At 40.1% G+C, this 24,688-nt stretch carries 20 protein-coding genes and 1 other RNA gene; 10 read left to right on the top strand and 11 right to left on the bottom strand.

The window, feature by feature from the left end:
- Positions 1-34: 34 nt before the first annotated feature.
- From AC1DQW_RS08635 to AC1DQW_RS08625, 3 genes are all read right to left on the bottom strand, one after another.
- Entirely contained in the window at positions 35-595 is a 561-nt protein-coding gene (locus AC1DQW_RS08635; protein WP_477453712.1) for a cytochrome c family protein, read from the bottom strand.
- A gap of 86 nt (positions 596-681) precedes the next feature.
- Positions 682-1,155 carry a (2Fe-2S)-binding protein gene (locus tag AC1DQW_RS08630; protein ID WP_477416764.1) on the bottom strand — a complete coding sequence of 158 codons (474 nt, stop codon included), beginning with the start codon at positions 1,153-1,155 and terminating at the stop codon, positions 682-684.
- Positions 1,156-1,190: 35 nt separating this feature from the next.
- The gene (locus tag AC1DQW_RS08625) at positions 1,191-3,329 is read right to left on the bottom strand and encodes a xanthine dehydrogenase family protein molybdopterin-binding subunit (RefSeq protein WP_477453711.1); all 2,139 of its coding nucleotides are present in this window, start codon (positions 3,327-3,329) and stop codon (positions 1,191-1,193) included.
- 397 nt (positions 3,330-3,726) lie between these two features.
- On the opposite strand from AC1DQW_RS08625, the gene AC1DQW_RS08620 reads away from it, so the two are divergent.
- A complete protein-coding gene (locus AC1DQW_RS08620; RefSeq protein ID WP_477453710.1) occupies positions 3,727-4,227 on the top strand; it encodes a VOC family protein in 501 nt (166 codons plus the stop codon).
- Between the two features lie 309 nt (positions 4,228-4,536).
- Here AC1DQW_RS08620 and AC1DQW_RS08615 read toward each other — a convergent pair whose 3' ends face one another.
- Complete coding sequence (locus AC1DQW_RS08615) at positions 4,537-5,274, bottom strand: EcsC family protein (protein WP_477453709.1); 738 nt, start codon at positions 5,272-5,274, stop codon at positions 4,537-4,539.
- Positions 5,275-5,863: 589 nt separating this feature from the next.
- The gene (locus AC1DQW_RS08610; RefSeq protein ID WP_477453708.1) at positions 5,864-6,919 is read right to left on the bottom strand and encodes a HAMP domain-containing protein; all 1,056 of its coding nucleotides are present in this window, start codon (positions 6,917-6,919) and stop codon (positions 5,864-5,866) included.
- 242 nt (positions 6,920-7,161) lie between these two features.
- Between AC1DQW_RS08610 and AC1DQW_RS08605 the strand changes: the two genes are divergently transcribed.
- The gene (locus AC1DQW_RS08605) at positions 7,162-7,491 is read left to right on the top strand and encodes a hypothetical protein (RefSeq protein ID WP_477453707.1); all 330 of its coding nucleotides are present in this window, start codon (positions 7,162-7,164) and stop codon (positions 7,489-7,491) included.
- 663 nt (positions 7,492-8,154) lie between these two features.
- Here the strand turns inward: AC1DQW_RS08605 and AC1DQW_RS08600 are convergent.
- From AC1DQW_RS08600 to AC1DQW_RS08580, 5 genes are all read right to left on the bottom strand, one after another.
- Entirely contained in the window at positions 8,155-11,517 is a 3,363-nt protein-coding gene (locus tag AC1DQW_RS08600; RefSeq protein ID WP_477453706.1) for a metallophosphoesterase, read from the bottom strand.
- A gap of 252 nt (positions 11,518-11,769) precedes the next feature.
- Positions 11,770-12,156 (bottom strand): hypothetical protein, encoded by a 387-nt coding sequence (locus AC1DQW_RS08595; protein ID WP_477453705.1) that lies wholly within the window; start codon positions 12,154-12,156, stop codon positions 11,770-11,772.
- A 280-nt stretch (positions 12,157-12,436) separates the two neighbouring features.
- Positions 12,437-13,051 (bottom strand): YdeI/OmpD-associated family protein, encoded by a 615-nt coding sequence (locus AC1DQW_RS08590; RefSeq protein ID WP_477453704.1) that lies wholly within the window; start codon positions 13,049-13,051, stop codon positions 12,437-12,439.
- Positions 13,052-13,149: 98 nt separating this feature from the next.
- Positions 13,150-14,040, bottom strand: a complete 891-nt coding sequence (locus tag AC1DQW_RS08585) for a helix-turn-helix domain-containing protein (protein WP_477453703.1) — start codon at positions 14,038-14,040, stop codon at positions 13,150-13,152.
- A gap of 361 nt (positions 14,041-14,401) precedes the next feature.
- Entirely contained in the window at positions 14,402-15,349 is a 948-nt protein-coding gene (locus tag AC1DQW_RS08580) for a hypothetical protein (RefSeq protein WP_477453702.1), read from the bottom strand.
- 426 nt (positions 15,350-15,775) lie between these two features.
- Here AC1DQW_RS08580 and AC1DQW_RS08575 point away from each other — a divergent pair, with 426 nt between their 5' ends.
- From AC1DQW_RS08575 to ssrA, 3 genes are all read left to right on the top strand, one after another.
- The gene (locus AC1DQW_RS08575) at positions 15,776-16,258 is read left to right on the top strand and encodes an RNA polymerase sigma factor (RefSeq protein WP_477453701.1); all 483 of its coding nucleotides are present in this window, start codon (positions 15,776-15,778) and stop codon (positions 16,256-16,258) included.
- Position 16,259: 1 nt separating this feature from the next.
- A complete protein-coding gene (locus AC1DQW_RS08570) occupies positions 16,260-16,883 on the top strand; it encodes a hypothetical protein (protein ID WP_477453700.1) in 624 nt (207 codons plus the stop codon).
- Between the two features lie 478 nt (positions 16,884-17,361).
- Positions 17,362-17,729, top strand: a transfer-messenger RNA (tmRNA) gene (gene ssrA, locus AC1DQW_RS08565).
- 196 nt (positions 17,730-17,925) lie between these two features.
- Here ssrA and AC1DQW_RS08560 read toward each other — a convergent pair.
- Positions 17,926-18,825, bottom strand: a complete 900-nt coding sequence (locus AC1DQW_RS08560; protein WP_477453699.1) for a helix-turn-helix domain-containing protein — start codon at positions 18,823-18,825, stop codon at positions 17,926-17,928.
- A 450-nt stretch (positions 18,826-19,275) separates the two neighbouring features.
- Here AC1DQW_RS08560 and AC1DQW_RS08555 point away from each other — a divergent pair, with 450 nt between their 5' ends.
- From AC1DQW_RS08555 to AC1DQW_RS08535, 5 genes are all read left to right on the top strand, one after another.
- The gene (locus AC1DQW_RS08555) at positions 19,276-19,854 is read left to right on the top strand and encodes a Crp/Fnr family transcriptional regulator (RefSeq protein ID WP_477453698.1); all 579 of its coding nucleotides are present in this window, start codon (positions 19,276-19,278) and stop codon (positions 19,852-19,854) included.
- A gap of 166 nt (positions 19,855-20,020) precedes the next feature.
- Positions 20,021-20,965: an NAD(P)-dependent alcohol dehydrogenase gene (locus tag AC1DQW_RS08550; RefSeq protein ID WP_477453697.1), complete on the top strand. Its 945-nt coding sequence runs from the start codon at positions 20,021-20,023 to the stop codon at positions 20,963-20,965.
- A gap of 258 nt (positions 20,966-21,223) precedes the next feature.
- Positions 21,224-22,168 carry an aldo/keto reductase gene (locus AC1DQW_RS08545; protein ID WP_477453696.1) on the top strand — a complete coding sequence of 315 codons (945 nt, stop codon included), beginning with the start codon at positions 21,224-21,226 and terminating at the stop codon, positions 22,166-22,168.
- Between the two features lie 104 nt (positions 22,169-22,272).
- On the top strand, positions 22,273-23,184 hold the full coding sequence (locus AC1DQW_RS08540; protein WP_477453695.1) for an alpha/beta hydrolase: 912 nt from the start codon (positions 22,273-22,275) through the stop codon (positions 23,182-23,184).
- Positions 23,185-23,219: 35 nt separating this feature from the next.
- Complete coding sequence (locus tag AC1DQW_RS08535; protein ID WP_477453694.1) at positions 23,220-24,638, top strand: carboxymuconolactone decarboxylase family protein; 1,419 nt, start codon at positions 23,220-23,222, stop codon at positions 24,636-24,638.
- Positions 24,639-24,688: the final 50 nt, after the last annotated feature.

The raw sequence follows: 24,688 nt of genomic DNA, 5'->3' as shown, positions 1-24,688 counted from the left end.
TTAAGTGATTATTTATTTACGAACGTTCGTCTTATTACTTCTTTGGCGCATAGGCACCGGTATTTAACCAGGTCAACCATGCTTTTTTGAAAGCTGCATGGCTCATTGGGGGAAGCTTACGGCCTTCACCCGGGTTCCAGCCAGCCAAAACTAAGCCATCGTCCGCATGTTCAATCAGCTTTTTCAAATCCTTATGCCCGTTACGTTTAGGATCAACTAATTGCTGCGCTAACTGACGCGGCGTTTTACCCTGGAACACCATTTTCATATCAGCAGGCGGCAAATGCCAGTTTGGATTACCTGGCGGCGTATGCAGCCCGGGCGTGTTGGTAGGCTGGTGGCAGTTGGAACATTTCATGGCATATACGCCTTTACCATCAACACCTCGTTGTGGAGACATGGTATGCAGATGGCTGTCATCGCCTTGCAACGGTATGTTGCCGGATGGATGGCAGTTCATACATCTGGCACTCATCAGTACGGTATATACCTGCTTAAAAGCTTTTACAGAAGCGACGCTGTCTTTTCTGATTACGGGCAGCCCTGCTCCGGCATTTACTTTTGGATCATTGCTGTAATTCAGTGTAAATGCCATTATACATATCATTGATAATAGCACACCAATTATAGTGAACGCTCTTACTGAACTCCGGTAAGCGTGTTTATCTTTTATTTGCTGCATCATTTGCTTGCGCCCTCCTTTCTTTGTAATTCAGCTGCTAAATGGATAGCCTTACGGATGCGTAGATAGGTGCCGCAGCGGCAGATGTTGCCGGCCATAGCTGCATCTATATCATCATCACTTGGATTTCCATTTTCACGCAACAGTACTGCAGCCGACATGATCTGGCCGGAATGGCAGTAACCACATTGCGGTACATTCTCCTCATTCCAGGCCACCTGTGCCGGATGACTATTATTATTGGAAAGGCCTTCTATGGTTACCACCTTTTGCCCTTCGGCACGGCTAACCTTTGTAACGCAGGAACGTACCGCTTCGCCGTTCAGATGTACGGTGCAAGCGCCACATTGTGCTACCCCGCACCCATATTTTGTACCCGTTAAACCGATAATGTCCCTTATCACCCACAGTAATGGCATATTCGGATCAGCTTCGACCTGATACGCCTTTTGATTTACATTTAGATTGATCATTGGATAGTATTTGTGTTAGTTTATAATCAATTTGTTTAACCCACTTTTAAGTCAAAAGGCATTTTGCGGAACCGCTTTCCGGTTGCCGCAAAGATGGCATTAGCTAATGCAGGCGCGAATGGAGGTAAGCCTGGTTCACCAACTCCTTTTATTTTGCCGCCGTCGGTAAGGATGTGTACTTCAATCTTTGGCACTTCATTAATACGTACTAAAGGATTATCGTAAAAATTATGCTGTTGGACACGGCCGTTTTTTAGCGTAATTCCCGGTTTGGTAGCCGCGCCGAGTGCCATTACAATGRCTCCTTCAACCTGGTTCCTTACGTTATCAGGATTAACTACTTCGCCAAGATCTATTACAGCAATGACCTTGTCTATTTTTATGGATTTATCCTTATTATAGGTAACCTCAACCACCTGCCCGCAAAGTCCGGCAAAAAATTCCCATACGGCAATGCCTCTTCCTTTGCCTTTGGGTAATGCTTTATCCCAGTTTGATAATTCTTTTAGCTTCAACAATACTTTTTTGGTATCTGACGGTTTGGTTAATAGCTCAAGCCGGAAGGAGAGGGGATCTTTTTTGACCTTATAAGCCAATTCATCAATGAAGCATTCATGGGCAAAGGCGACGGTAGAACTTGTTACTGACCTCCAGGCCCCAAGGGACACGTGATAATCGGCCCTGACGTATGAGGTTTTCACATTAGGAATTTCATAAGCCTGTTCACCAATTCCTTCAACCATTATGCCGTCAACCTTACTTTTATCATATTTAACAGCCTGGGCTTCACCATATGAGGGGCTGATCACTTTATGTTCAAAAGTAAGCAGCTGGCCTTGGGCATTAAATCCAGCTTTTAGTTTTGAGAAGGTCATCGGCCGGTAGGAACCTTGCTCCGTAGTATCCTCACGCGACCAAACCACTTTAACAGCCTTATCTGTTTGCTTAGCAATGTTAACCGCTTCTGCGATATAATCAATCTGCAGCCTCCTGCCGAAACCGCCACCTGTAAATTTGCTGTTTAATTTTACGCTTCCCGGTTTAAAGCCGATCATTGCCGGAAGGCCACCAGTAACCGCACTGGGAACTTGTGTTGATGTCCAGATCTCTACTTTATCACCTGTTATTTGGGCTACACAATTAAGCGGTTCAAGCGGATGATGCGCTATCTGAGGCGTTTCGTAAAATGCCTCAACCGTATTTTGGGCTGTTATTTTTACAGCATCAACATCGCCTTTTGTTTTATCGGGTAGGCCCGGCTCGCTGGCCAGGCTCCTGAGTTTTGCTTCGTATTCTGCAGAATCAAAAGTTTCAAACCCTTTAAAATCCCAAATAATACTTAACTTTTTGCGCCCCTGCAGTGCCGCCCAGTAAGAGTTTGCGATAACCGCGACACCGACAGATGAATACTTTCCTACTACACGCTCTATCTCAACAACTTTTTGTACACCAGGAACCTTGAGCGCTCCAGTTGCATCAAAGCTTTTTAACGTTCCGCCCAATACAGGACATCTTTCTACTGTGGCGTAAACCATGCCCGCAACCCGCGCATCGATCCCAAACTCCGCCGAACCGTTAGTCTTTAACGGTATATCCTGCCTTTTAGCGGCCTTCGTTAATATTTTAAAATCTTTGGCCTCTTTTAATTTCGGTTCTTTTGATAATTCAATTTTTGAAGCATCTTCAACAAGGTCGCCATAAGAAAGTTTGGCATTATTTAACCTGTTAATTACGGTTGCGTTTTCAGCATAGCAATTAACTACATCCGTTTGCCACCTATTGGCTGCCGCTTTGGTAAAAACTTCCCTTGCGGAAGCACCTACTTTTCGCATTTGGGTATAGCTACCTCTCACAGAACTGCTCCCGCCTGCAAATTGCCCGCCAAATTCACTTTCACCATTGGTGCTTTTAATCAGCACCTTATTAAGATCGACCTCAAATTCTTCAGCAATTAAAGCCGGGATAGATTGGAAGGTACCTTGACCTATTTCAGGCTTGTTACTGAATATCGTTATGTGTCCATTTGATTCAACAAGTATAAAAGGGGAGAAGTTTTTAATTGTCGCCTGGCTTGTCGCATGCAGGATAGTACCCTTGGCAGACAAGCCCAGCCAAAATGAGAGCCCTACTGTAGCGCTGCTTTTTATAAAGTCTCGTCTTGATGTCCCTTTCATTTGATTTATAACTTAGGTGTGATATGATGTAAAGCCTTTCGCCTTAAGAGAAGCCACTTCAACTCCAATAAAGGTACATTACTATTTTCATAGAGGACTTATACATATTACTGATTTTACAACCATTATTACTGATTATAAACAATTCTTCTATAATTTATTGTATAAAATATCTCCGTTGGATTATCGAATTCGCTATTATTCTTCTGTATGAGTTACTCAAATTTTAAAGCAAATATTCCCTCTAAGTGTTCTAATAGGTTCCCATTCTCCCCGAAGTTCCATATCGAGGCGCAAATGGCGCTGTTGTCACTACCTACCACCAGGTTAATTTGGCAAAATACCCTGGTTAATCCGGTGCATTATTTAACTATCTTTAATGATAAAATTATTGCTGATGAAAAAAATCACACTCGTCGCTTTATTGTCGGTTGCGTTTTTGTTGGGCTACGGCTTCAGTCAATTAACCCGCCAACCTATCTCCGGCCCACGGGTAACTGGGCTCGGCGGAATCTTTTTTAAGGCCAAAAACCCGGCGGTACTAAAAGCCTGGTATGAAAAAAACCTGGGTATGCGTATGGTGGGAACAGGCACCAACTTCGAATGGCACCAGGGTATTGACAGTACAAAAAAAGGCTTTACGTTATGGGCGCCATTTAAGGAAACGACCAAGTATTTCCAGCCATCAGAAAAACAATTCATGATCAATTACCGGGTTGAACAGCTGGACGCGTTGCTCATCAAACTGAAAGCCTCCGGGATCTTACCTACAGATTCGGTGGAAAGAGTCAGTTATGGCAATTTTGTCCATCTGATGGATCCGGAAGGCAATAAAATTGAACTTTGGGAACCCAATGATGTGGAATATGCGAAGATGGGTACGATTACCACGAAATAGTTATTGTGTTTTTAAACTATACATATCGGATTTGCAAAGCTACGTTGTAAGGCGGAGATTGCTTGGTTTCTTATAGTGATTGTAAATTGCTGATTATCAGTACTATTTTTTGATATAATCTATGTCATTGCGAGGCACGAAGCAATCGCATGCTATACAAAGCGGACTTGCACAGTTCGCGATTGCCTCCGTCGGCTGACGGATCGCAATGACATCTTTGTTGTGAGCCCCTAAAGCCGGCATCTCATCTCCATTTTTTCCAGGATTACCCTGATGGATACCCGCATGACGCGTGGAAATAAAAGCCCCCTAATTCTCTATTTTTCCCGGTTTCAGCATGCGCATTCTATAGCAGTTCATGGCGGTTTCGCCTAATTGGGCTATTAGCTGGTAGTTGGCAATAGCGCCTACAGCAGCTCCAATTACGGGGATTAGCTGGGCCATTTTTGCAAGGTCGATATAGTCGCGGTATTCCTGCTGAAAGGTGCGCCAGTCAAACTCATCGGCATTGGCAGGCAGCAGAACGCTGTAGCCTTCCCAGTTTTGTAATAAATGGTAAATCTCGTTTCGCCGTTGCTGGCTGGAGTAGGTAAGCTGGAAAATGTAAAGTATATATAGCCTTTCTTTATAATTCATTACATCAAAACCATATAAAGCCGCAATATTAAAAAGCAATTTCATTTTAATACCAATAAGGATAGGGAACTCGGCAAATCCCATTAGTATGCCTCCTGCGCCTGTAACGGCTCCTTCGACAGTGGCAGTTTTTTGATAAAAGTTTATTTGCCGTTTTATATAGCTTTCTCTTAATCGAAAGGAAGCATCGGTAGCAAGCTTTTGGGTGGTTGTATATTTAGCCCCGAAAAGTACTGCCTTAACCATTTTTTCGATAGTTACTGTTATTACCTTGTGAACCTTTTCGGGTATAAAGTTGTTAATCCTGTTCTGTATACCCTTCGCTATCCGGTTGGTAAAAGATGGTTTCTTTTGCATCTTTTGCTGCCAGTTGTTCAGTAGTAAATAAGCTTTTTCTTCGTAGGCGGTCATACAGTTAACATTACTTGTTATCATATAAAAGCTAAAAGCAGAATGCACAAAGCCAAAAGCTAATACACACCTTGCGCTAAGGGGTGGATGTCATTGCGAGCGCAGCGCGGCAATCGCAAACTGTGCAGGTCCGCTCTGTATAGCATGCGATTGCTTCGTTCCTACCCATGACGTATTAGACTTTCAAGGTGTAAAGGCCTGTCAGTCTGAGCCTGTCGAAGACTCGTGCGGCGGGGCCTTTGCCCGCTATGCTTCGACAGGCTACCCATGACATGTTTGCAAAAAAAAGCCTTTTGTCATGCTGAACGTAGTGAAGCATCTATTATTCGCCATGCCTCTTCGCCCTGTACAGTCTACGAATAGATCCTTCACTGCGTTCAGGATGACAAACCTTTTAAAACGTCATTCCCCCTTCAGAATTTCGCGAAATTTTACAACTCAGCATGACAGCCCTTTTAGTAACGTCATTCCCCCTTCAGAGTCCACGGATTTTACCACTCGCAATGACACAGAACTGATAATCACTGGATTGCGCAAATTTGACTTCGAACTTAAGGCTTTCGACTAAAGGCTAACGGTTAACACGACACTAAGCCTTTACCTCTTTAAAAACCAGGATAGTGCCGGCAGAGTAACCCGCAATCGCCAGGCCATCCATGTCGGGGTTTAAATTGGGTACCACAATTTCGAGTGTTTTTTGTTGAAAATGCGAGGCTTTGTCGAACAGGTTGGCTTTAAAAGGGTTTTCGGTATCCTTATTCTCCAGTATCAATTTAAGCAATTTGTTGCTTTTTGATAACTCGGCCACAGATTGGCCGGTAACCGACTTGTTGCCCAGGTTTAATATATTTTTCGCCACCTGGTTAATAAACAATATTTCCTGTTTTTCATTAAGCCCTATTACCGCCCCGGGCATTTCTTCTATCAGTAATTTTATCCGCAATTCGGCCGCTATTAATTGCGAAAGGTTTGCATTTTCCAGTTCGCTAAGGTTGGTCACCATGGTATTAAATTCCTCGGCTAAACTGGTAAACTCATCGCTTGTTTTAAAAAATAGCCGGGTATTATATCTTTTTTGACTCACCTGCAACAGACCGTTTTCAAGTTGCTGAAGCGGATTAAGTATAAAGCCCGGAAAATTGACAATTAAAATAAAAAGAATTAAAAAGGTGATAAATACCATGCTCCCAAGAAAAAAGGCCGACTTATCTACAGTTGAATGGGTATAATTATTTTTAAGCTCAATGGCATGCATGTTTAAGCCTTCAATGTTTTTCAGCTGTAAGCGCGCATTCCGCTCGGCCTGTTGTTTTTGATTTAAAGCCAGCGAAGAGTCGGTAAGTAAGCCGAAGGCCTTGCGCAGGTTGCCTGTTGCCGCGCTTTCACCAGGTTCGGTGATGTTGTTTTCCTGTTTTTTTAGTGTCTCATCAAAAGTTTTAACAGCCTGCAAGGGTAGGGGCAAATCATTTTCATCTAAAACGGCGCGCATTTGCCGGGTGAATTTTAATGTTGCATAGTTATCCTTCAAAGTAATACTGGATGTTTCTGATATCACCTTGATGTAATATATAGAAACAAGGCCAAAAATAAGCACTACGAAGAATAACAGGCCAAATCCAAACAGCAGTTTATTTTTGATTTTCATAGCTATTAAAATGTATTTAAAACGTAACCCTAATTTAGGCAGCAGAAGGATTTTAAGTAAAGATAATTAAAAATATGTGCTGTTTATAGGGGCATTTATAAATCGTTTGCCCGATAAAATAACTCCCCCAGCTACACTTTGTGTTATCCCGGCAAAAAATTCCCCACTTTATTTGCTGCCCCCTATTTTATTTTGCATAAGTGTTGCTAATCACTGTATATTAGAAATATAATTTAAGCCTTATGGAGCCGATACAAATACCACGACCCACAATAAACTGGAAAGAACAAATGGATGACGGCAGCGCGTTTTTTACCGAGGAGATTATTATTGAAAGCGATAAGCTGATAGATAACTACCTGGATGCGTTACAAAAAGCCACAAACGAACACGCCATTTGGAAAGCCATTGAAGCTGTGGTAAAAGCATTTGACAAACTAAATATAGATCTTGACTACTTTATTGACACCATGGAACGCGAAGACCTGACCGAGTACATTCAAAAAGCAGCCGAAGCAGCAGGGCTATTTTATGATGGAGATGTAACGGAAGAGTGGCGGGAGGAGTGGTAGATAGTTTTATATATCCAGCCGTTTTTGCGAGGTGCCTTATAATGGCGTTGTTACAAAAAAGCCAATTGTCATGCTGAACGTAGTGAAGCATCTATTATTCGCCATGCTTCTTCGCCCTGTATGCCGGAAATTCGGGCAGAACTTTTGGACAAGACAGTGACTTTTGGCCGAAAGTCCGAACATCCGAAAGTCCGAACATCCAAAAGTCCGGGCATCCAAAAGTCCGAACGTCCGAACGTCCAAAAAAACGGCGTTAGCCCTCAACCATGTTAATCCTTCGTCCAAAAGTCCTTTGTCTTTTGTCCATCTATCTTGCTACTTGATACTAACTACTTGCTACTTCAAATGGGCGTTTCCCCGTTGATAGAAACGGGGCCGGGCTTTACATTCATACGCCTGCAGGCATTACTCCGTTAGCCAACGGACGGTACCCATTTCAATCCCTAACGCGAACACAGGGGAATAAACAGGCTTAATGCTCTACAACAACATCGTGATTTGCATGCGGGCACACAGGCCCGGAGGCCTGTGGCAGCGGGAAGTGCTTGCGGTAGCGGAGCAGCGCCAAGCCTTTGCGAAGCCATACTGTGAAGTCGCATTTCGGCTCTCTTTTCACGGACATTTAGCTCTATTCGCAGGCGGCTCACAGACTTAGAATAATATTTAGATCAACAATTTCTGGTCATTAAATTCGAGTTTCCTCCTGTTATAATAATCTATATTAGCGTTATTAACAGCATCTCTTTCAATTTGGTTAATGGAGTCACCGACCGCAATTTCGAGTTTCTCAAAGTACGATTTTTCTAATTCGTTCTCTMCTGAAATACGCCAAACTAGTGAACTATGTTTAAATAAATTTAGTAGGTCTTGTTGTCTGTTCTCTTTTATGCAATAAAGCCATAGCGCCTTATGACAACTTGTAAATAATACTTCCAAGCGCTGTGCGTATAGATAAGAATACGACATGTTCAATAAATGAAGATCACTTAATGGCAACGTTGTTTCGCTATACTTCAACGTCTCTGTAGATTTCCTGATGATTGCTCTTATCTTGTTATAATCATCTCCAGTTGTAGTTAAAATTTTATCATAGCGTTTTTCGCTTTCTACACTATCCTCACTTAAATCGGCGATGTGTATTGACAAGGTATTAACCAGAGTAGTAAGATTAGCGCGTTTTGCATCTGATTCCAAAGACTTTATTTTTTTTAAGAGATCGTAGTCTTTTAAAGTGGCTTGTGCCAAAATATACCTAGCCTGAATACTCTGTGCATGTTTTGGAGTCGCAGTTTTTTCTATAGCTTTCGCACATTCTATTGCCTTGTCAAACTTTGATTGTTGAATATAAGTAAATCCTAAGTCTATGTAAATTCTATTTTTCTGTTGGTTAGACAATTGTCCTCCTTCCAAATTCAAAGCCTCATTTAGCATTAAATTAGATTTGTCATGGCTGCCGAGCATTCTTAATGCTTCTCCCAATATTTTCGCAATATGAGCCTTCGAACGATTATGATCTGTAGATTTTAACCAGTTATAAATTTCTTCTGCCGTATGAATTGTATTTTTATAATCCCCGACGTCGAAAACATTATCGCAAAAATTGATAGCGACTAAGGACGCCCTGTCAATGCCAATTTCGCTATTGTTTTTTATAGCGGATGCCATCAAGCTACTAATTATAAGGTGACAATTATCTACGTTGAAAAATTTATTTGTACCAAATACAGAGGTTCCGAAAGCTTCCTTAATATTGCCCTCACGCCACTTACTTCCAAAGTACATATCACAGGCAAACCTTATTATGTCGTCCTTTTCATTTTCAGTTATAAGTGTATTTACATAATCCCGAATTTGTCTTGGTATTCTTAATATTTTTATTTGTTGAGTTGGGTTGCCAGCGACCTTGGTCAACACCTTACTAGTTGTAATGACTTCCAATAATGAAAGTTGTTCCAATTCATTAGCATTGTCCGGATAGATTGGCTGAGAAGCGTCAAATCGACTCAGATTGCTAAATGTTTCCCCATTTGCCAATATTGTAAGAATCTTAAGCAATTTAAAACTTCTTAATTTAAAGCGATCTGTAGTATCCGATAAAATACCTATTGCCTGCCTTAATGATTTTGGTATTTCGTCTGGCGAAATTTCCTCAGGAGGAGTTTCCCTTTCAGCTTCTACAAACTCTTCAAACGTAGTGATTTTCAGAGTCTCTATTACTCGATCAATATGCTTTGGAAGTCCACTTGTAATTTCTATTAATTTTAGAAGATTATCCGGATCATCCAATTCCTGTGTGTTGCCGGAGTGAAGTTCGACGTAGGATTTTATTTGGGCTGCATCAAGTGGAGCAAGCCTTATATAATGTTGGATAGATAACACGTTTGGTATTTGACGTGCTAATACCACGATATGCATTTTGGGGCAATAATCTAGAATTGACTTTAAAATCTCTGAAAATCTATGGTATGCATTTGCTTTATTATACAAGTTAATATTAACGTGATCGAGTACTAGAAGTGTGTTTTTTAGGGTAGCAGACAGATTACAAAAACGCTGTAAAGTCATACCAAATTGTTCGTTAAAGCCAGCGATTAACTCTGTATCATTGACAATATCTTCGCAGTTTAAAATAAAACTGCTCCTGGAATTTTCTAGTCGCAAATTTTCGGAAACACTGCCGATAAAACCAGTTTCATCAAGTCCCCAATCGGTAATCAACCATACAATCCTTTCCCTTTCCATTAGTGCCGCAAAATTTCTTTGTTCCACTATCCTAATACCCAAATGTTGAGGGAGTGGGGAGTAGCTAATTTTGGGGACTTTTTCAAGTTCCTTTAGTGTTCCTTTCGCGCCTTTTAAATCTAAAATATTTTCCTCAACAAATGGAGTTGTTGTTTTTGTTGCATCTTCTGTAACTGATAAATCTGTTGCCGTAATAGTGTCAGGATTTATGTGGATTGTATTGTCACTCTCGCCAGTAGCATGGGTGAATTCTAAAAAACCCAATTTTCCAAGATGATATCCTGTATCTGCATCTATTCCATAGTTCCCATCATATCTCTTGTTAGCCCTCCTTGGGTAAAATTGCTCAATAAGGGTATTTGCTTGTATAAAATAGCTTCCGGCATAGTATCCGTGAATCCGGTCTATGTTATTGTTTATTTTTTGTAAGCCAAATAATGAAGGTGCCAATTGAGTTCTGCGTAAACCTGACCCTACTAGGCCATACTCAAATGTATTGGCTTCATGAAGGTGTCCACAAAGGTGACTGTAAAATGAGCCTGATGGATTTATATCATTATTATAATATTCCACCGACCGCGAATCATACCATTTAGGATCATGATGTGTAAGAAGCAAAGACAAATCTCCTTCTTCAACCCATTCTAATGGATTTTTTCCGACTAGCGTGATAAATTGCGAGGGGTGGATAGCGAGTTTACCCAAATAGTCGTCATTTGAAATCTCAAGAAAGGCCGTATTAAGACCAATTATATTCAAAGTGATATTATTTATTAATACTCTTGCTGAAATATCACCAGGAATTAAACCCTCTTTTAGAATAGGCTTTGGCAGGCTAATTTCCCTGTACCAACTCGTGAAGTTTGCGAAACATTTACTTATAACTTCATGATACTCACTTTTTTCTGCCAAACCATTCCATAAATCATCTTGAAACTCAGGGTCATTGTGATAGTTGCGTAATACTTTTACCGCTGCCCGGCTTAAATCCGGTCTTTCGACATCATGGTTGCCAGGAATCGCAATCAAATATGGATTTGAGTTAAGCTTATGAAAATGAGACCAAAGTTCATTTAAGAATACCGTCAGCTCGTCAAATTCCTCCTTTTTGCCGGATTGGGTTAGGTCACCGGTAAAGAATACTATATCAATCTTACCTATTTGTTCTTTTATGTATTCGATATCTTTAAAAAGTTCCTTTTTAATTTTAGGTAATAAGATGTTCTGACCTCTTTGGCCATAATGAAGGTCTGTAATGTGTAACCAGTTTATTCTTCGTTCCATTGTAATATATGTAAAGACTGATAAGGTATGCTTAGTTATAAGTAAATATAAGAATGTTGTTAAACTAAGCAAAAAAGCGAAATACCCCCTTTGCGCAAGGCTTGTGTATTTGGGCAGTGTGGTGGCTAACTTGTGACAGGATAAACCTTGCATTTTACCTTCCAAAGTTAAATCCTACACATTTTTATATCCTGCAAATGGCAATTGCACCTGCCGAACAGGGAGAAAAGCTAACGATAACGGGCAAAAAAATCACGGACGTTGAAGTTCGCCTTTACCGCAATAATTTTTAAACTGATCATCAAAATTATATTTACTTATTGAATATGGTTTCAAACTTTCATTAGAATAATCCCTATCCATATCAACAATATAATAGTTGATAATTTTCTCATCTACTGTTTTGTCAGCTTTAAGAGGATGTTGAGTTATGAAAATAATATTACTACATTTCTTAAAAGCAATTATCTTTCTATCGACAACAGTAAACATTTCACTATTGTCATTGGTATACACTAAGTCTATATTATCGTCAATATCATCACTGTATAGCATAAAATGCCTATCGATGGTCCTCGAATTGCTACAACCCATAGAAATGATCGCTGATAGAATAAATATAATAGAAGTTTTTTTCATAACTATTTAAATGGGGCTACATAGCGAACATTTACAAATCTATTTATTCTGTTAAAATCAATAGGTTCTTTAATGATATAAGTTTGAGTTATGTTACGATGGAAAAAGCTTTGTTACAAATCATTTGCCCGCATTTCCGGCACACAAGACTTGCGTTAAGGTGGGATTCCCGCAATAATCAAAGACAATACAGGAAATAAAAACAGGGAAATGATCAGTCTGGTTCTTGTTTTTTATTCCCAATAGTTTTGAGGCCAGGTGGTATGGTATTTTAGGATGTCTATTTTTGGTGTTTCCAAAACCTGCCTTTTCCCTCGGCTATCCATTCTAAGGCTTCTTTTATTCTTTTTTGTCGTGTATCGTCGGTTTTGGCGTCGGTAATCCAAACAATATATTCCTTGCGGAAAGAGTTGGATTTGCTTTCAAAAACTTCTTTTGCTTTGGGGTTAGATACTAATGCGACCAGCAGATAATCGGGCGTTTCAAGTACCTTGGGTTTATCAGATTCCGGCTTGTTCCTTGTTATCTTGATGCCTTTTTCGTTTAACTGTATGGCTTCTTTAAGCATCACTATAAATTCATCGTCCGGTGGGAGGTCGCTTATTTTGCTGATCTTTCCTAAAAATCTTTGGATCGGTTTCAAGTCCTTGTTTACCTTCAAACGCGGGTCGGTCATTAGTTCGGCCTTCAGGAACGTGAAAGAGCAATGGTTTTTATAGGATGCCATTACGCACATATTATCGCCGTTATAATCAAAATGAGGCAGGCTCCATTTTATCGTTTCTTCGGCATCCGGGCAATTTTCATGAATAAGTAGGCGCCAGTGCTCAAGAATCGGTTTTGCAAAATCTTCCGAGTTAACCATGTAAGCATCCACAACTGAATTGTAGTTCATAACATTTAATTTTTTAAGTGTTTACGATTATCGGAACAAAAAAACTTAAACAGGTGCAGAAGATTTGGTCGAAAACTTGGATAAACAGGTCAATTTAATTACTTGCGTTGTTTCCGGAACTCCGAAGGCGACAAGCCTACATGCTTTTTGAAGAATTTGCCAAAATTAGCGGGGTCTGAAAAGTTGAGTTGGTAGGCAATCTGGGCTACCGCAAAATCGGTGTATTGAATAAGCGACCTGGCTTCGCTGGCCAGGCGTTCAGCAATAAAAGTAAGTGCATTTTTGCCCGAAACATGTTTGACAGATTGGGAGAGATAATTAGCGGTAACCGAAAGCAGATCTGCGTATTCCTGCACGGTGCGCTTATTGATATAATGGTTATCAATTAACTGAATAAATTTACGCAACAGGATTTGCTGCGCTGTAGCCATTGGAATATCCTTTTTCTTTTCCAACGCAAAGTCTTCCAGGTAGTAGAGCAAACCGAGCAACTTTAACCTTGCTTCAATATGTTGTGCTTTGGCCGACCCTTCATAGGCAGCAAATACAGCTTCAAAATGTGGTGCTAACTGTTTAAATGCGGCGTGGTCAAACTTAAACAGGTTGGTGTGTAACACATCAAATAGCGGAAATTGCTGGTGAAAGTCTGGTTTGAAGAATGAGAAGCATTTCGGCTTAAAATAAATCACATAACCCTCCAGTGCATTGTTATGAGCAAAGCTATACACAAGATTGGGCGAATGAAAGACGAGATAGGAATCAGGATCATGAATGGTCTGATCGCCATAGGTAACTTCGATCTTACCGGAATTGAATAGCAGGGCAAAAAAATAAAATGAACGTTTAAAAGGTGGCCGGTATATCTGCAGGTCCTGATCGAGTGGCTTTAACCTCAAACAGTAAAAGTCTGGATCAGTTGTTCGTCCCGGCCATGGAATAGAGGCCAGGAAATCGTTAATTTCTGTGTAATAAGAAAGAGTAATTTTCATTTTCTCCATAAAATACATCACATAAGGGTTGATCCTAAAATAGAGAAAGAAAATCTCTTCACCTACTGATACTAAAAATTCGCCTGTTACTGCAAGGGTCCACCCTTGTGGTACTCATGCTAAGTATACGCCATGCATAGCCACCATGCACAGTCCGGAGATTGCTTCGTACTACCCATGACATGTTCGGTTTTATACAAACATTGGCTTTGAACGCTGGCTACAACTCACCCCGGCTACTCCGTTAGCTAACGGATGGCCGACCCTCTCTCCGGCTTACGCCGCAAAGAGGGTGAAGCCCCGCTCTCCGAAGTGTTCCGCTGTTCGAATATCTGTCAGCAATGTATTACATCAGCGAGTCTTATTTTCTTCCTTCAACATGGATACTAACACTACTCGGGTGTGTCATCCCTAAGGTAGATCCTGGCAAAATTTTAAAATAATTTTTAAAATATTTATGCATTACGGCTTTTGAGCCAGCGACGTACTCCAGTTCATATCCTTTTCCAGAAAATGGCACCAGGGGTTTTTCATAATAAATACCTCCCTGGCTATCAACAATAATAGAAAAGGAATAATAAAAATTTGTATATGCCCGATCAATAATGATGTCGTATGTAGGATACATGTAATCATCGGATATATCAAAATTATTAAGTATATCGCCTGTAGCGTGACGGGAATTTACTTTAACAAGGCTACTTTTACTCTTGACAATTGCAGGTTGGCGTGCGGAAAAAGCTTTATAAAAATCTTTTTCCGCAGAGTCTACAAGGGATTTTACAAACATCGTATCCTGTTTACTCGGTGCTTTTATAGCAGCAATGTCCTTGTGAAGGACGTTTTTTATAAAATTATCAGAATAGAAGGTCATAAATACCCTTGTTCCTCTTGTGTCGATTGAATCTGCGTGACTTTCAAGAAGTTGTAACAACAGGCTATCTTGTGTCATTTTTTTTACCTTAAACCAAGTTCTGGCAGTATTAAATATAGAGTCATAACCCCTGGTAAGTGGGAAATTAATATATTTTTTTTTGGTAGGGCTATATATCGATGCGGAGTCGTTTGAAACCAATTTTATATGCCAATCGGGTTCCAATTGATAACCGTCTTGGTTAAATGAAAGACCGTTACCTAACCTCCTTGCCACTTCTGTGTAATTAATACCCAATATTGACTTAAAGGAAATCAGGTCTTTTTCGCCGTCATGCCTGACTATAGTCCGTTGTTTACAACTTATCAGCAAAAAGAGATGCGGAAAGAAATATAAGATTGATTTTAACTTTTTTATTGTCAGTCTTGAATTCATATGATAGATTTTATTTAGTGCAACATCAATACATGGCCATGTCGAAGGTTTCTTTGTTCTCACGTATGTGCCTTACGCTTAATGGGAAGTCGTTTCTAATATAGAAGTATTGATATTTATTGTGCATAGGTTCATAACAGCTAATATATTATAAATAGTTAAGTTATAAATAGTCAAGATTTTCCCGCTCTCCGAAGTGTTCCGCTGTTCGAATGTCTCCGACTTCGAACTACTATGCCTGTAGTTTGCAAAACCCGTATGTATTGCAAAAGTAGCGCACAGCGAAGACCTGTTTTCTGAACGACTTAAAAATGTAAATAAATATGTGGTCCTTTAGAGAAGCTAAATACCTTCTTACAAAAAATTAATTTTAACATTCGCTAAGGTTTTGCAACCCCATGCGACTAATTGTATAAATATCATTAATTGAAAGAGCAGTTTGTTTTATTAATAACCAATAACCAGGGCCTGATTTTAAAGGTTTGCAATATGTATTGCAATAGTCGCGAAGATAAAGAGGACCTTTTTCAAGACATCGTATTGCAGCTTTGGCGAGCCTATGGTTCGTTTAACGGTGACTCAAAAGTTTCAACATGGATATACCGTATAGCGCTTAATAATGCTATAACCCGGCTTAGAAAAGAAACGAAACGCGAAAAATTTGCCGCATTTGACGATAATGCGTTTGAGATAGCTGCTATAGACAATAAAGAAGAAAATGAACAGGTACTCCAAATGTATAAAGCTATAAAAAAACTACCGGAGGTGGAACGGGCCATTACCATGTTGTATATGGACGATTACAGCTACAGGGAGATCGGCGAAGTTATGGGTCTTTCCGAATCGAACATTGGGTTCAACCTAAATAAAATACGTACCAAACTGAGAATAATTGTAAACAACGGATAATATGGAACTGGACGAATTTAAAGCGCACTGGAACACTATCCAGGATAAGGAATTTCAACAACAGAAAATTTCACCAGAAAAATTAGAACAAATTATTATGAACACAACAGACACATTAGGCCAACTACACTCCAAAAGTATTTATTGGAGTAAAACCAGCAAGCTTATTATCCAAATTTTTATTGGTGTACTGGCGGCGTTTTTCCTTATTACACTAATTAAAGGTATTTACCTGCACGGGCTGGCCGGCGTTCTGGCGTCTGTTGCATACCTGGTTATAATGGTGCTTTATTGTATGGTTACTGTATGGGGTTATAAAAGGCAGGAACAGATATTTACTATATACAATAGCGACAATGTAAAGGTAACCCTTAAACAAACTATTACAGCCTTCAAAAGATTTTATTTGATGTTTAACATTATTTACCTGTTTTTATATCCTGCATTCTATTATGCTGTTATTAAACTGTTCATCACCGATTGGCATCTATCCCCACAAACCATTTTTATAACCTGCGCACTTGCAACTGCTATATCACTCATAGGTGGGCATTGGTATTACAAAGTTAAATTCTTTAAAAAGCTAAAATCGCTTGAGGCAAATTTGAAACATTTAGAAAGTTAGCAATCCTGATCCGTCGACAATGAACCAAAAAGATTAGATGCAAAAAAAACTTGTGCCTGCTTTTTGCAAAATTAGATTTGAGATGGAACTTGGGGTGAAGACGGAGGGAGGACGGAGGATGAAAAAGAGGAAAGAAATTTCTCAGTTCCTTTGGTACCTGGAAGGTGTTCCGGAGGGAAATATAAAGTGGACGAAAAGGGTAGGAGAGTGGTGCGAAAGGGGCAGGGAACGATAATAATTTGGTTCAAAAAAATATCCCGATAAAATGTGGATTTTTATAGATTTTTCTGGATAATTCTATCATTTTTTTCAGACAATTAACCATTTTTTTGAACATAAATCAGTGCGTTTTTCGGGATTAAAATGAGTTTTGCCGCCCATCAATATTTTTGGTTTATCATCAACTTGCCGGCTTTTTTACTTATATTTGTACCCTTAACTGCAAACTGCCCACCGGCAACTGCGAGCTCAAAAAAATGGGGTCGACCGGAATTGACAGGATGGAGATAAGTAGGTAAGCATGCAGCGCGTTGGGTGAATTAGCGCTTAAATCAGAACGCTCAAACTTACAAATGGCGAAAATAACTACGCCTTAGCTGCTTAATTTAGAATTAAATAGCTTTTGTCCCGCCGGTTCTGCGTTTCATTGGATCGGCAACCGGGGCATCGAAAAATGGAACTGGCCTGCTTAAGGTGTGCATAGCAGGCGAGATAAAGCACCTAAGGAAGACGGTACAGGTATGCGGCTGACCTTCCACTTCCCTACAATTAAACAGAAGCTAAGCATGTAGAAAGCTTACCTTATACCATGTTTGGACGAGGGTTCGAATCCCTCCGGCTCCACTAAGTTCAATGTTAAAACAGACTAAAAGCCTGCAAATCAAATGATTGTAGGCTTTTGTTTTTTAGTCAAATGACTATATTATTCACCATTTCGCAATAAAAAGGAGCGTAATTCGGTGAGTAAGTTTTAGAAAGTTAATGTAACAGAATCGCTGTAAGTTGCTCTTTGGTAAGGGAATATGAGAATTTCCGACTCTTGTCAATTCAATGAATTCCTGTATTCATTAGGTGAATGCCCAACGTGCTGTTTAAAAAAACGGGTAAAATGTGAGGGGTACTTGAAGCCAAGCTTATAAGCCACCTCGCTTACTGATTTGCTGATATCAAGTATCTGTTCTTTTGCGGCATCAATCAATTTTAGCTGTATATACTCCTGTGCTGATTTTCCGGTCTCTTTTTTTACCAGGTCTCCGAAATATTTTGGAGACAGGTTGAGTTGCGCTGCACAATACGAAACAGAAGGCAATCCCAGGTTTTGCAGCTTTTCCGACAGGAAGTATTCGTTCAGTAATCCCTCAAATCCAGTCAATACATCCTTATGAATATGTTCCCTTGTGAGAAACTGCCGGTCATAAAACCGAATGGAATAATTCAGAAACATTTCGATGTTACTGACGATCAACGTCCTGCTATGCTTATCAATAGGGTGAGCTAATTCATACAGGATCTTATTAAAACATTCCAGCACAATTTCTCTTTCTGCATCGGATACGTGAAGCGCTTCATTCACATCGTAAGAGAAAAAACTGTATTCGTTAATGCATTTGCCAAGGTGGGTTCCACGGATCAAATCGGGATGAAAGAACAATCCCCAGCCTGTTGGCTGTATCATGTTTTCGCTTTCGTCAAAACCAAATACTTGCCCGGGCGCAATGAAAAGAAGTGTTCCCTCTTCGTAGTCGTAGTGATTGCGGCCATATTTCATCTCCCCGCACTTCTCATCTTTTAAAAAGATCATGTAAACGTCGGAAATATAACGCGCTTCCTTTACAGGCTTCGACAGCGACTGGTCAAGAACACTAACTAATGGATGCAGGGTCTTCTGCCCCCGGTCGTTATTGATCTGAGCCACGCTTTCAATTCTAAGAGGATTTCCCATGACTTCGGTTATTTGAAGTGAAAATAGATTAAGTATTGCAAACAAACTAACAGAATACTCCTGAACAGAAATAATGGTAAGAGAAACAGGAATCTGTATAACTATCTGATGCAAAAGTATAAAGAACTTCGCCCCGTCCAATGATCTATCGAATCATTTGATATAGTAAAAGCTATTCTTTTGTCAAAAGTTGTTAAACGTCTAATTACGGCAATACAAAACACAACTTCGTCAGATCTGAGTTCATTATCATTTTTTAATACTAAATTACTGTAAAAATGAGATGCGCCAGCTCTATTCTAATGCGTAGCTATTTTTCAACCATTATTTTGTTTTTCGTATTGCCATTTTAAAATCTATAATATAGCATATTGCTTTAATTAACGAATTTTCATTTAATATTCCCATTTCAAATTTGATACATCAAGGGTTTTATAAACCTTAATTAAAATGAACACTGATATACTTTATACTCATATCTGCTCTTTCGTTCAAATATCCAGCGATGAGTTTGAGCTCTTTTTTAACCTGTTTAAACCGGTTTATTTAAAAAAGGGTGAGTTCCATTACGTAGCTGGTAAAGTTCCTAAGTATTGGTCGTTTACTTTAAAAGGCTGTTTGCGTGAATATTCGGTGGATAGCCAGGGTGATGAGAAAATTTTTCAATTTTATGAAGAAAATGCATGGGTTGGTCAGATCCAAAGTATGATAACGCAAAAGCCCACGGACATGAACCTGCAGGCACTTGAGGATTGCGAGTTATTGTGTATAACAGGCGATGATATGTGTAACGCTGTAAAAACACCATGGATTCAGAACTTTACAATGCATAAGAGTTTTTCTGATAATGCCTCCATAATGGAAAATTCAAACCGAATTAAATCGGCATCACCTGAAGAGTTATATTTGGAAATCCTTAAGGAAAGACCATCCTTATTTCTGCGTGTTCCACAGCACTATATTGCAAACTTTCTTGGCATGCGGAAAGAAACGCTAAGCAGGGTTAGAAGAAGAGTTGCCCACCTATAATTTGTTGATCCAAGTCAACGACATTCAATTTCCGTTCCGGTAATTTTACAGCGAAAAACGATCACCTCAATGTTATCGATATCGCGCTTTATATGCGCGACCTTGTAAGTCATTGAGTGACTGATTATTTTCTCGAACAACAAATTTTTAAGAAAGAATTAAATCAATGAAAAAAATAATCTACGACCAATACGGCAGTGTCGATGTTTTACATTCCGTGGAGGTAAATAAGCCAATTCCCGATACGCAACAAATTTTGGTTAAGGTAAAGGCAGTTTCTATTAATCCTATTGACTGGAAGATTTTGATGGGTGAGGTCAAACTGATGTCAGGCAAGAAATTCCCAAAATCTGTTGGCTGCGACTTCTCCGGAACAATAGAAAGCACAGGTACGGGTATCCAAAAATTTAAAGCCGGGGATGACGTGTTTGGCGTAACAAATCCTTTTAAAGAGGGAGTCCTTGGAGAATACATCCTGGTGAATGAAAAAGAAATTGCTAAGAAGCCTGCGGATCTGACATTTGAGCAAGCTGCTGCAATACCAACGGTCGGCCAGTCAGCTTTACAGATGCTCACTAAAAACCTTAATAACATAAAAGGGAAGGAAATTTTGATAAATGGTGCGTCTGCCGGAGTAGGTATGTTTGCTATTCAGATCGCTAAAAGCCATGGAGCGATTGTAACGGCTGTTTCAAGCGCAAAAGGACATCATTTGTTAAAAAAATGGGGTAGTGATTATACGATTGATTATAACAAAGAAAAAGTAACAGATTTAAAGAAGAAGTTTGATGTTATCATTGAACTCTCTGCAAAATTATCTTTCAGCCAGGCTAAAAAATTGATGAAACCTGAATCAACATATTTTACCGTAACCCCTTCGCTATGGAATTTTGTGCACTCTTTTTCAAATAATATGGTATCTGGAAAGAAATATGAAATTCTTTTAATGAAATCAGATACGGAAAGTTTAAATCGATTGGCAAATTATGCATTAAAAGGCTTTGATATCCATATTAGCAAGACCTATCCCATGTCAGATTATAAGGAAGCTTATAAAACTATAATCAAAGAGGGGGCTTTAGGCAAAGTCGTTTTTAATATCCAATCTTAAAATGCCCGTTTATTTGTTGAAAATTAGCAACTATTTTTTGACAAGCACAGGCCTTATGAAACAAAGTCATAAGGCCTTTTTTATTGGGTCAAACGTATTGCAAAAAGTCGTAGAGAAATACTCCTGAACAGAAATAATGGTAAGAGAAACAGGAATCTGTATAACTATCTGATGCAAAAGTATAAAGAACTTCGCTCCGTCCAATGATCTATTGAATCATTTGATATAGTTCTGCAAAATCAGTAAAAATAGAGAGAAATGAAAAAATTACCATCAATAGCATTAGGTACCTGGTCATGGGGAACAGGCTTAGCGGGAGGCGACCAGGTTTTCGGTAACAGCCTCAGCGCCGGCGATTTAAAGCAGGTGTTTGATACAGCAATGAAAGCAGGGTTTAACCTTTGGGATACTGCTGCAGCCTATGGCATGGGCTCATCCGAATCTATCTTAGGCGAATTTGTTAAACAGTATCCCCGCGAAGAAATCCTGTTATCTACCAAGTTCACTCCACAAATGGCGGGTTCTTTCAGCAACCCTGTTGAGGAAATGCTGAATAGCAGTTTGGAGCGTTTAGGAACGGACTATATAGACATTTACTGGATTCATAACCCCACCGACGTTAGTAAATGGACTCCTGAACTGATTCCGCTGCTTAAAAGCGGAAAAGTAAAAAGCGTTGGGGTATCTAACCATAACCTGGAAGAAATTAAACTGGCAAACAGTATCCTCACAAAAGCAGGCTTTAGTATTTCCGCCGTTCAAAACCATTATAGTCTTTTATACCGTTCATCCGAAGATGCCGGGATAATTGACTATTGCAAAGTACATGACATCACTTTTTTTGCTTATATGGTGCTGGAACAAGGTACATTGTCTGGCAAGTACAACACCCGGAACCCGCTTCCCGAAGGTAGTGCCAGGGCAAATACCTACAATAAAGTACTTCCGCAAGTAGAAGAACTAACCGATATAATGAAAGAAATCGGCATCGGCAAAAATGCTTCCGTTGCCCAGGTTGCCATTGCGTGGGCCATTGCTAAAAACACTTTACCCATTATCGGCATAACTAAAACTTCTCAAATTGCAGACGCTTTAAATGCCACTAAAATTATTTTAACTATTCAGGAAATAGAAAAGATAGAGTCATTGGCAGCAAAGGCGGGAGTTGATACCCAGGGTGCCTGGGAAAAATCAATGATATAATTGTACTGGGCGCTATACACAGGCTCACCCCAAATTTGCCCCACCGATGGCATCATTCACAGTTCATTTACATCCTTAAAAAACGAAGCATTCAATTTACCAGAATGAAAAAAGCAACAAGTTTTAAAAACAAAGACCTGAAGATGGCAGCCGAAATACATCTGCCGGAGGGTTTTATTGAAACAAAAAAATATCCCGCTATTGTATGTATCCACCCTGCCGGCGGCGTAAAAGAACAAACCATCGGGATGTATGCTTCACGGCTGGCGGAACATGGATTTGTGGTATTAACGTTTGATGCTTCGTACCAGGGAGCAAGCGAGGGTGAGCCCCGATACCTGGAAGAGCCGACTGCCAGAGTGGAAGACGCCCGTGCTGGTGCCGATTATTTATCAACGCTTCCTTACATTGATACCGACCGCATGGGGGTGTTCGGGATTTGTGCAGGTGGCGGTTATGCCATCAGCGTGGCACAAACAGAACATCGCTTTAAAGCAGTAGCAACGATTAGTGCAGCACCTATGGGTGAAGGCTTCCGAAACTTTCTTGGAAACGAGACACCCGCTTCTGTTTTGCTGGATATGCTAAAAAAAGTAGGGCAACAGCGCACTGTAGAGGCAAATGGCGGAGAACTCCTTTACGTGCACTGGGTACCTGAAACAAAAGAAGAGATCAATGAAAATACGCCAGATCTATGGAGAGAAGGTCATGACTATTATAAAACGCCAAGGGGACAACATCCAAATTCCGTGAATAAATATTTATTTACCGGTACCGACAGAATGATAGCCTTCTCGGCCTTTGACCAAATCAGCACGTTGCTTACGCAACCCATTCTTTTAATTGCCGGAAGTAAGGCCGATACCAGGTTGTTCAGCGAACAGGCCTACAGCCTCGCAAAAGGCAAAAAAGAATTATTCATTGTAGAAGGTGCAACTCACATTGCCCTTTACGACATACCTGAATATGTAAATCAGATTGTACCAAAGCTGATTGATTTTTTTCAGGCACTATAATAATTATCTAAATAAATCCCCATAAGAAAAACAAAATGAACAAAGAAAACGGTTCAAAAAAAGTCTTGTTCGTAGTAACAAGCTGTAATGTAAAAGGAGCTACAGGTATTCCAACAGGATTTAACCTGAGTGAAGTTACCCATCCGCTGGAAAAATTAGAAGCAAGCGGTGTTGTTGTTGATATTGCATCTATAAAAGGCGGCGAAGCCCCATTAGATGGCTTAGAGGATTTCAATGATCCGGTTAATGCCAAATATTGGGAGGATGCTGATTTTCGTAAAGCTATCGCCAATACCATGAAATTAGATGATGCAAAAGCTTCAGACTATGACGCCATATTCTTTGCAGGCGGTCACGGAACCATGTGGGATTTTGCTGATAGCCCCGCAATCTTAAAGTTAGTACCGGAATTTTATGAGTCCGGGAAAATTGTTTCGGCAGTTTGCCACGGCCCTGCGGCTTTGGTAAATGTAAAACTAAGTGATGGCTCATACTTGATCTCAGGCAAAAATGTGGCAGGCTTTACTAATGGCGAAGAGGAAGAAGTGCAGTCAACCAACGTAGTTCCATTCCTGCTTCAGGATGCTTTAATTAAACACAGCGCTGTTTACAAGCACGCTCCCAACTGGAACAATAACATCGCTATTGACGGCAGGTTGATTACCGGCCAAAATCCGCAATCTGCCGCCAGTGTAGGTGAAGCCATTGTAAAGGCGTTTAAAATAAACGGTACCGGCGCTACCGCTCCAAAACCTGCATTTTCAAGTGCTGATGTGAGTAGTGTCTCTCCTGCATTAGGAAAGTATATTGCTGAAAAATTAGTCGGCCAAGTTTGGGAGCGTCCGGGTTTGTCAAAGCATGACCGTTGCATAGTTACTCTATCAAGCCTGATAGCAAGAAACCAAAGCAATGCAATGCCCCATTATTTTATTAAAGCGCTGAATAACGGTATTACACCGGGCGAACTTTCAGAGATTATTACTCACCTTGCTTTCTATTCAGGAGTGCCTAACGCCATGTCGGCTGTGGCTGTTGCAAAAGATGTATTTGTAAACTATGGAATATCACAAGCAGAATTACCTTCAATCGACCCACTGACGCTTGATAAAAATGAGGCTTTACCGGGAGATGAAAATAGGGTAGCTTTTATTAAGCAAAACATCGCCCCAATAGCCGAAGGTTTTGCTAAATATACTAATGAATTGTTATATGGTGAAGTTTGGCTGCGTGCCGGATTAACATCAAGAAGCAGAAGCCTGGCAACGGTATGCGCGATGATCGCGGCCGGGGATATCCAATTTCTGGGAATGTATATGGGCAGGGCTGTTGAGCACGGCATTACCAGGCAGGAAATGGGTGAAGCATTGACTCAACTGGCATTTTATGCAGGCTGGCCTAAACTTATTTCTGCGTCAGAAATTGTAAAAGAGGTATATGACGGCGCAGGTAAATAATTTCTTTCATTAGTACCAATTCCCTTAAAAGGAGTTTGGGATTATAATCC

The organism is Mucilaginibacter sp. P5_A4, from assembly GCF_056400605.1.
This window is presented reverse-complemented; position numbering and strand designations above follow the sequence as displayed.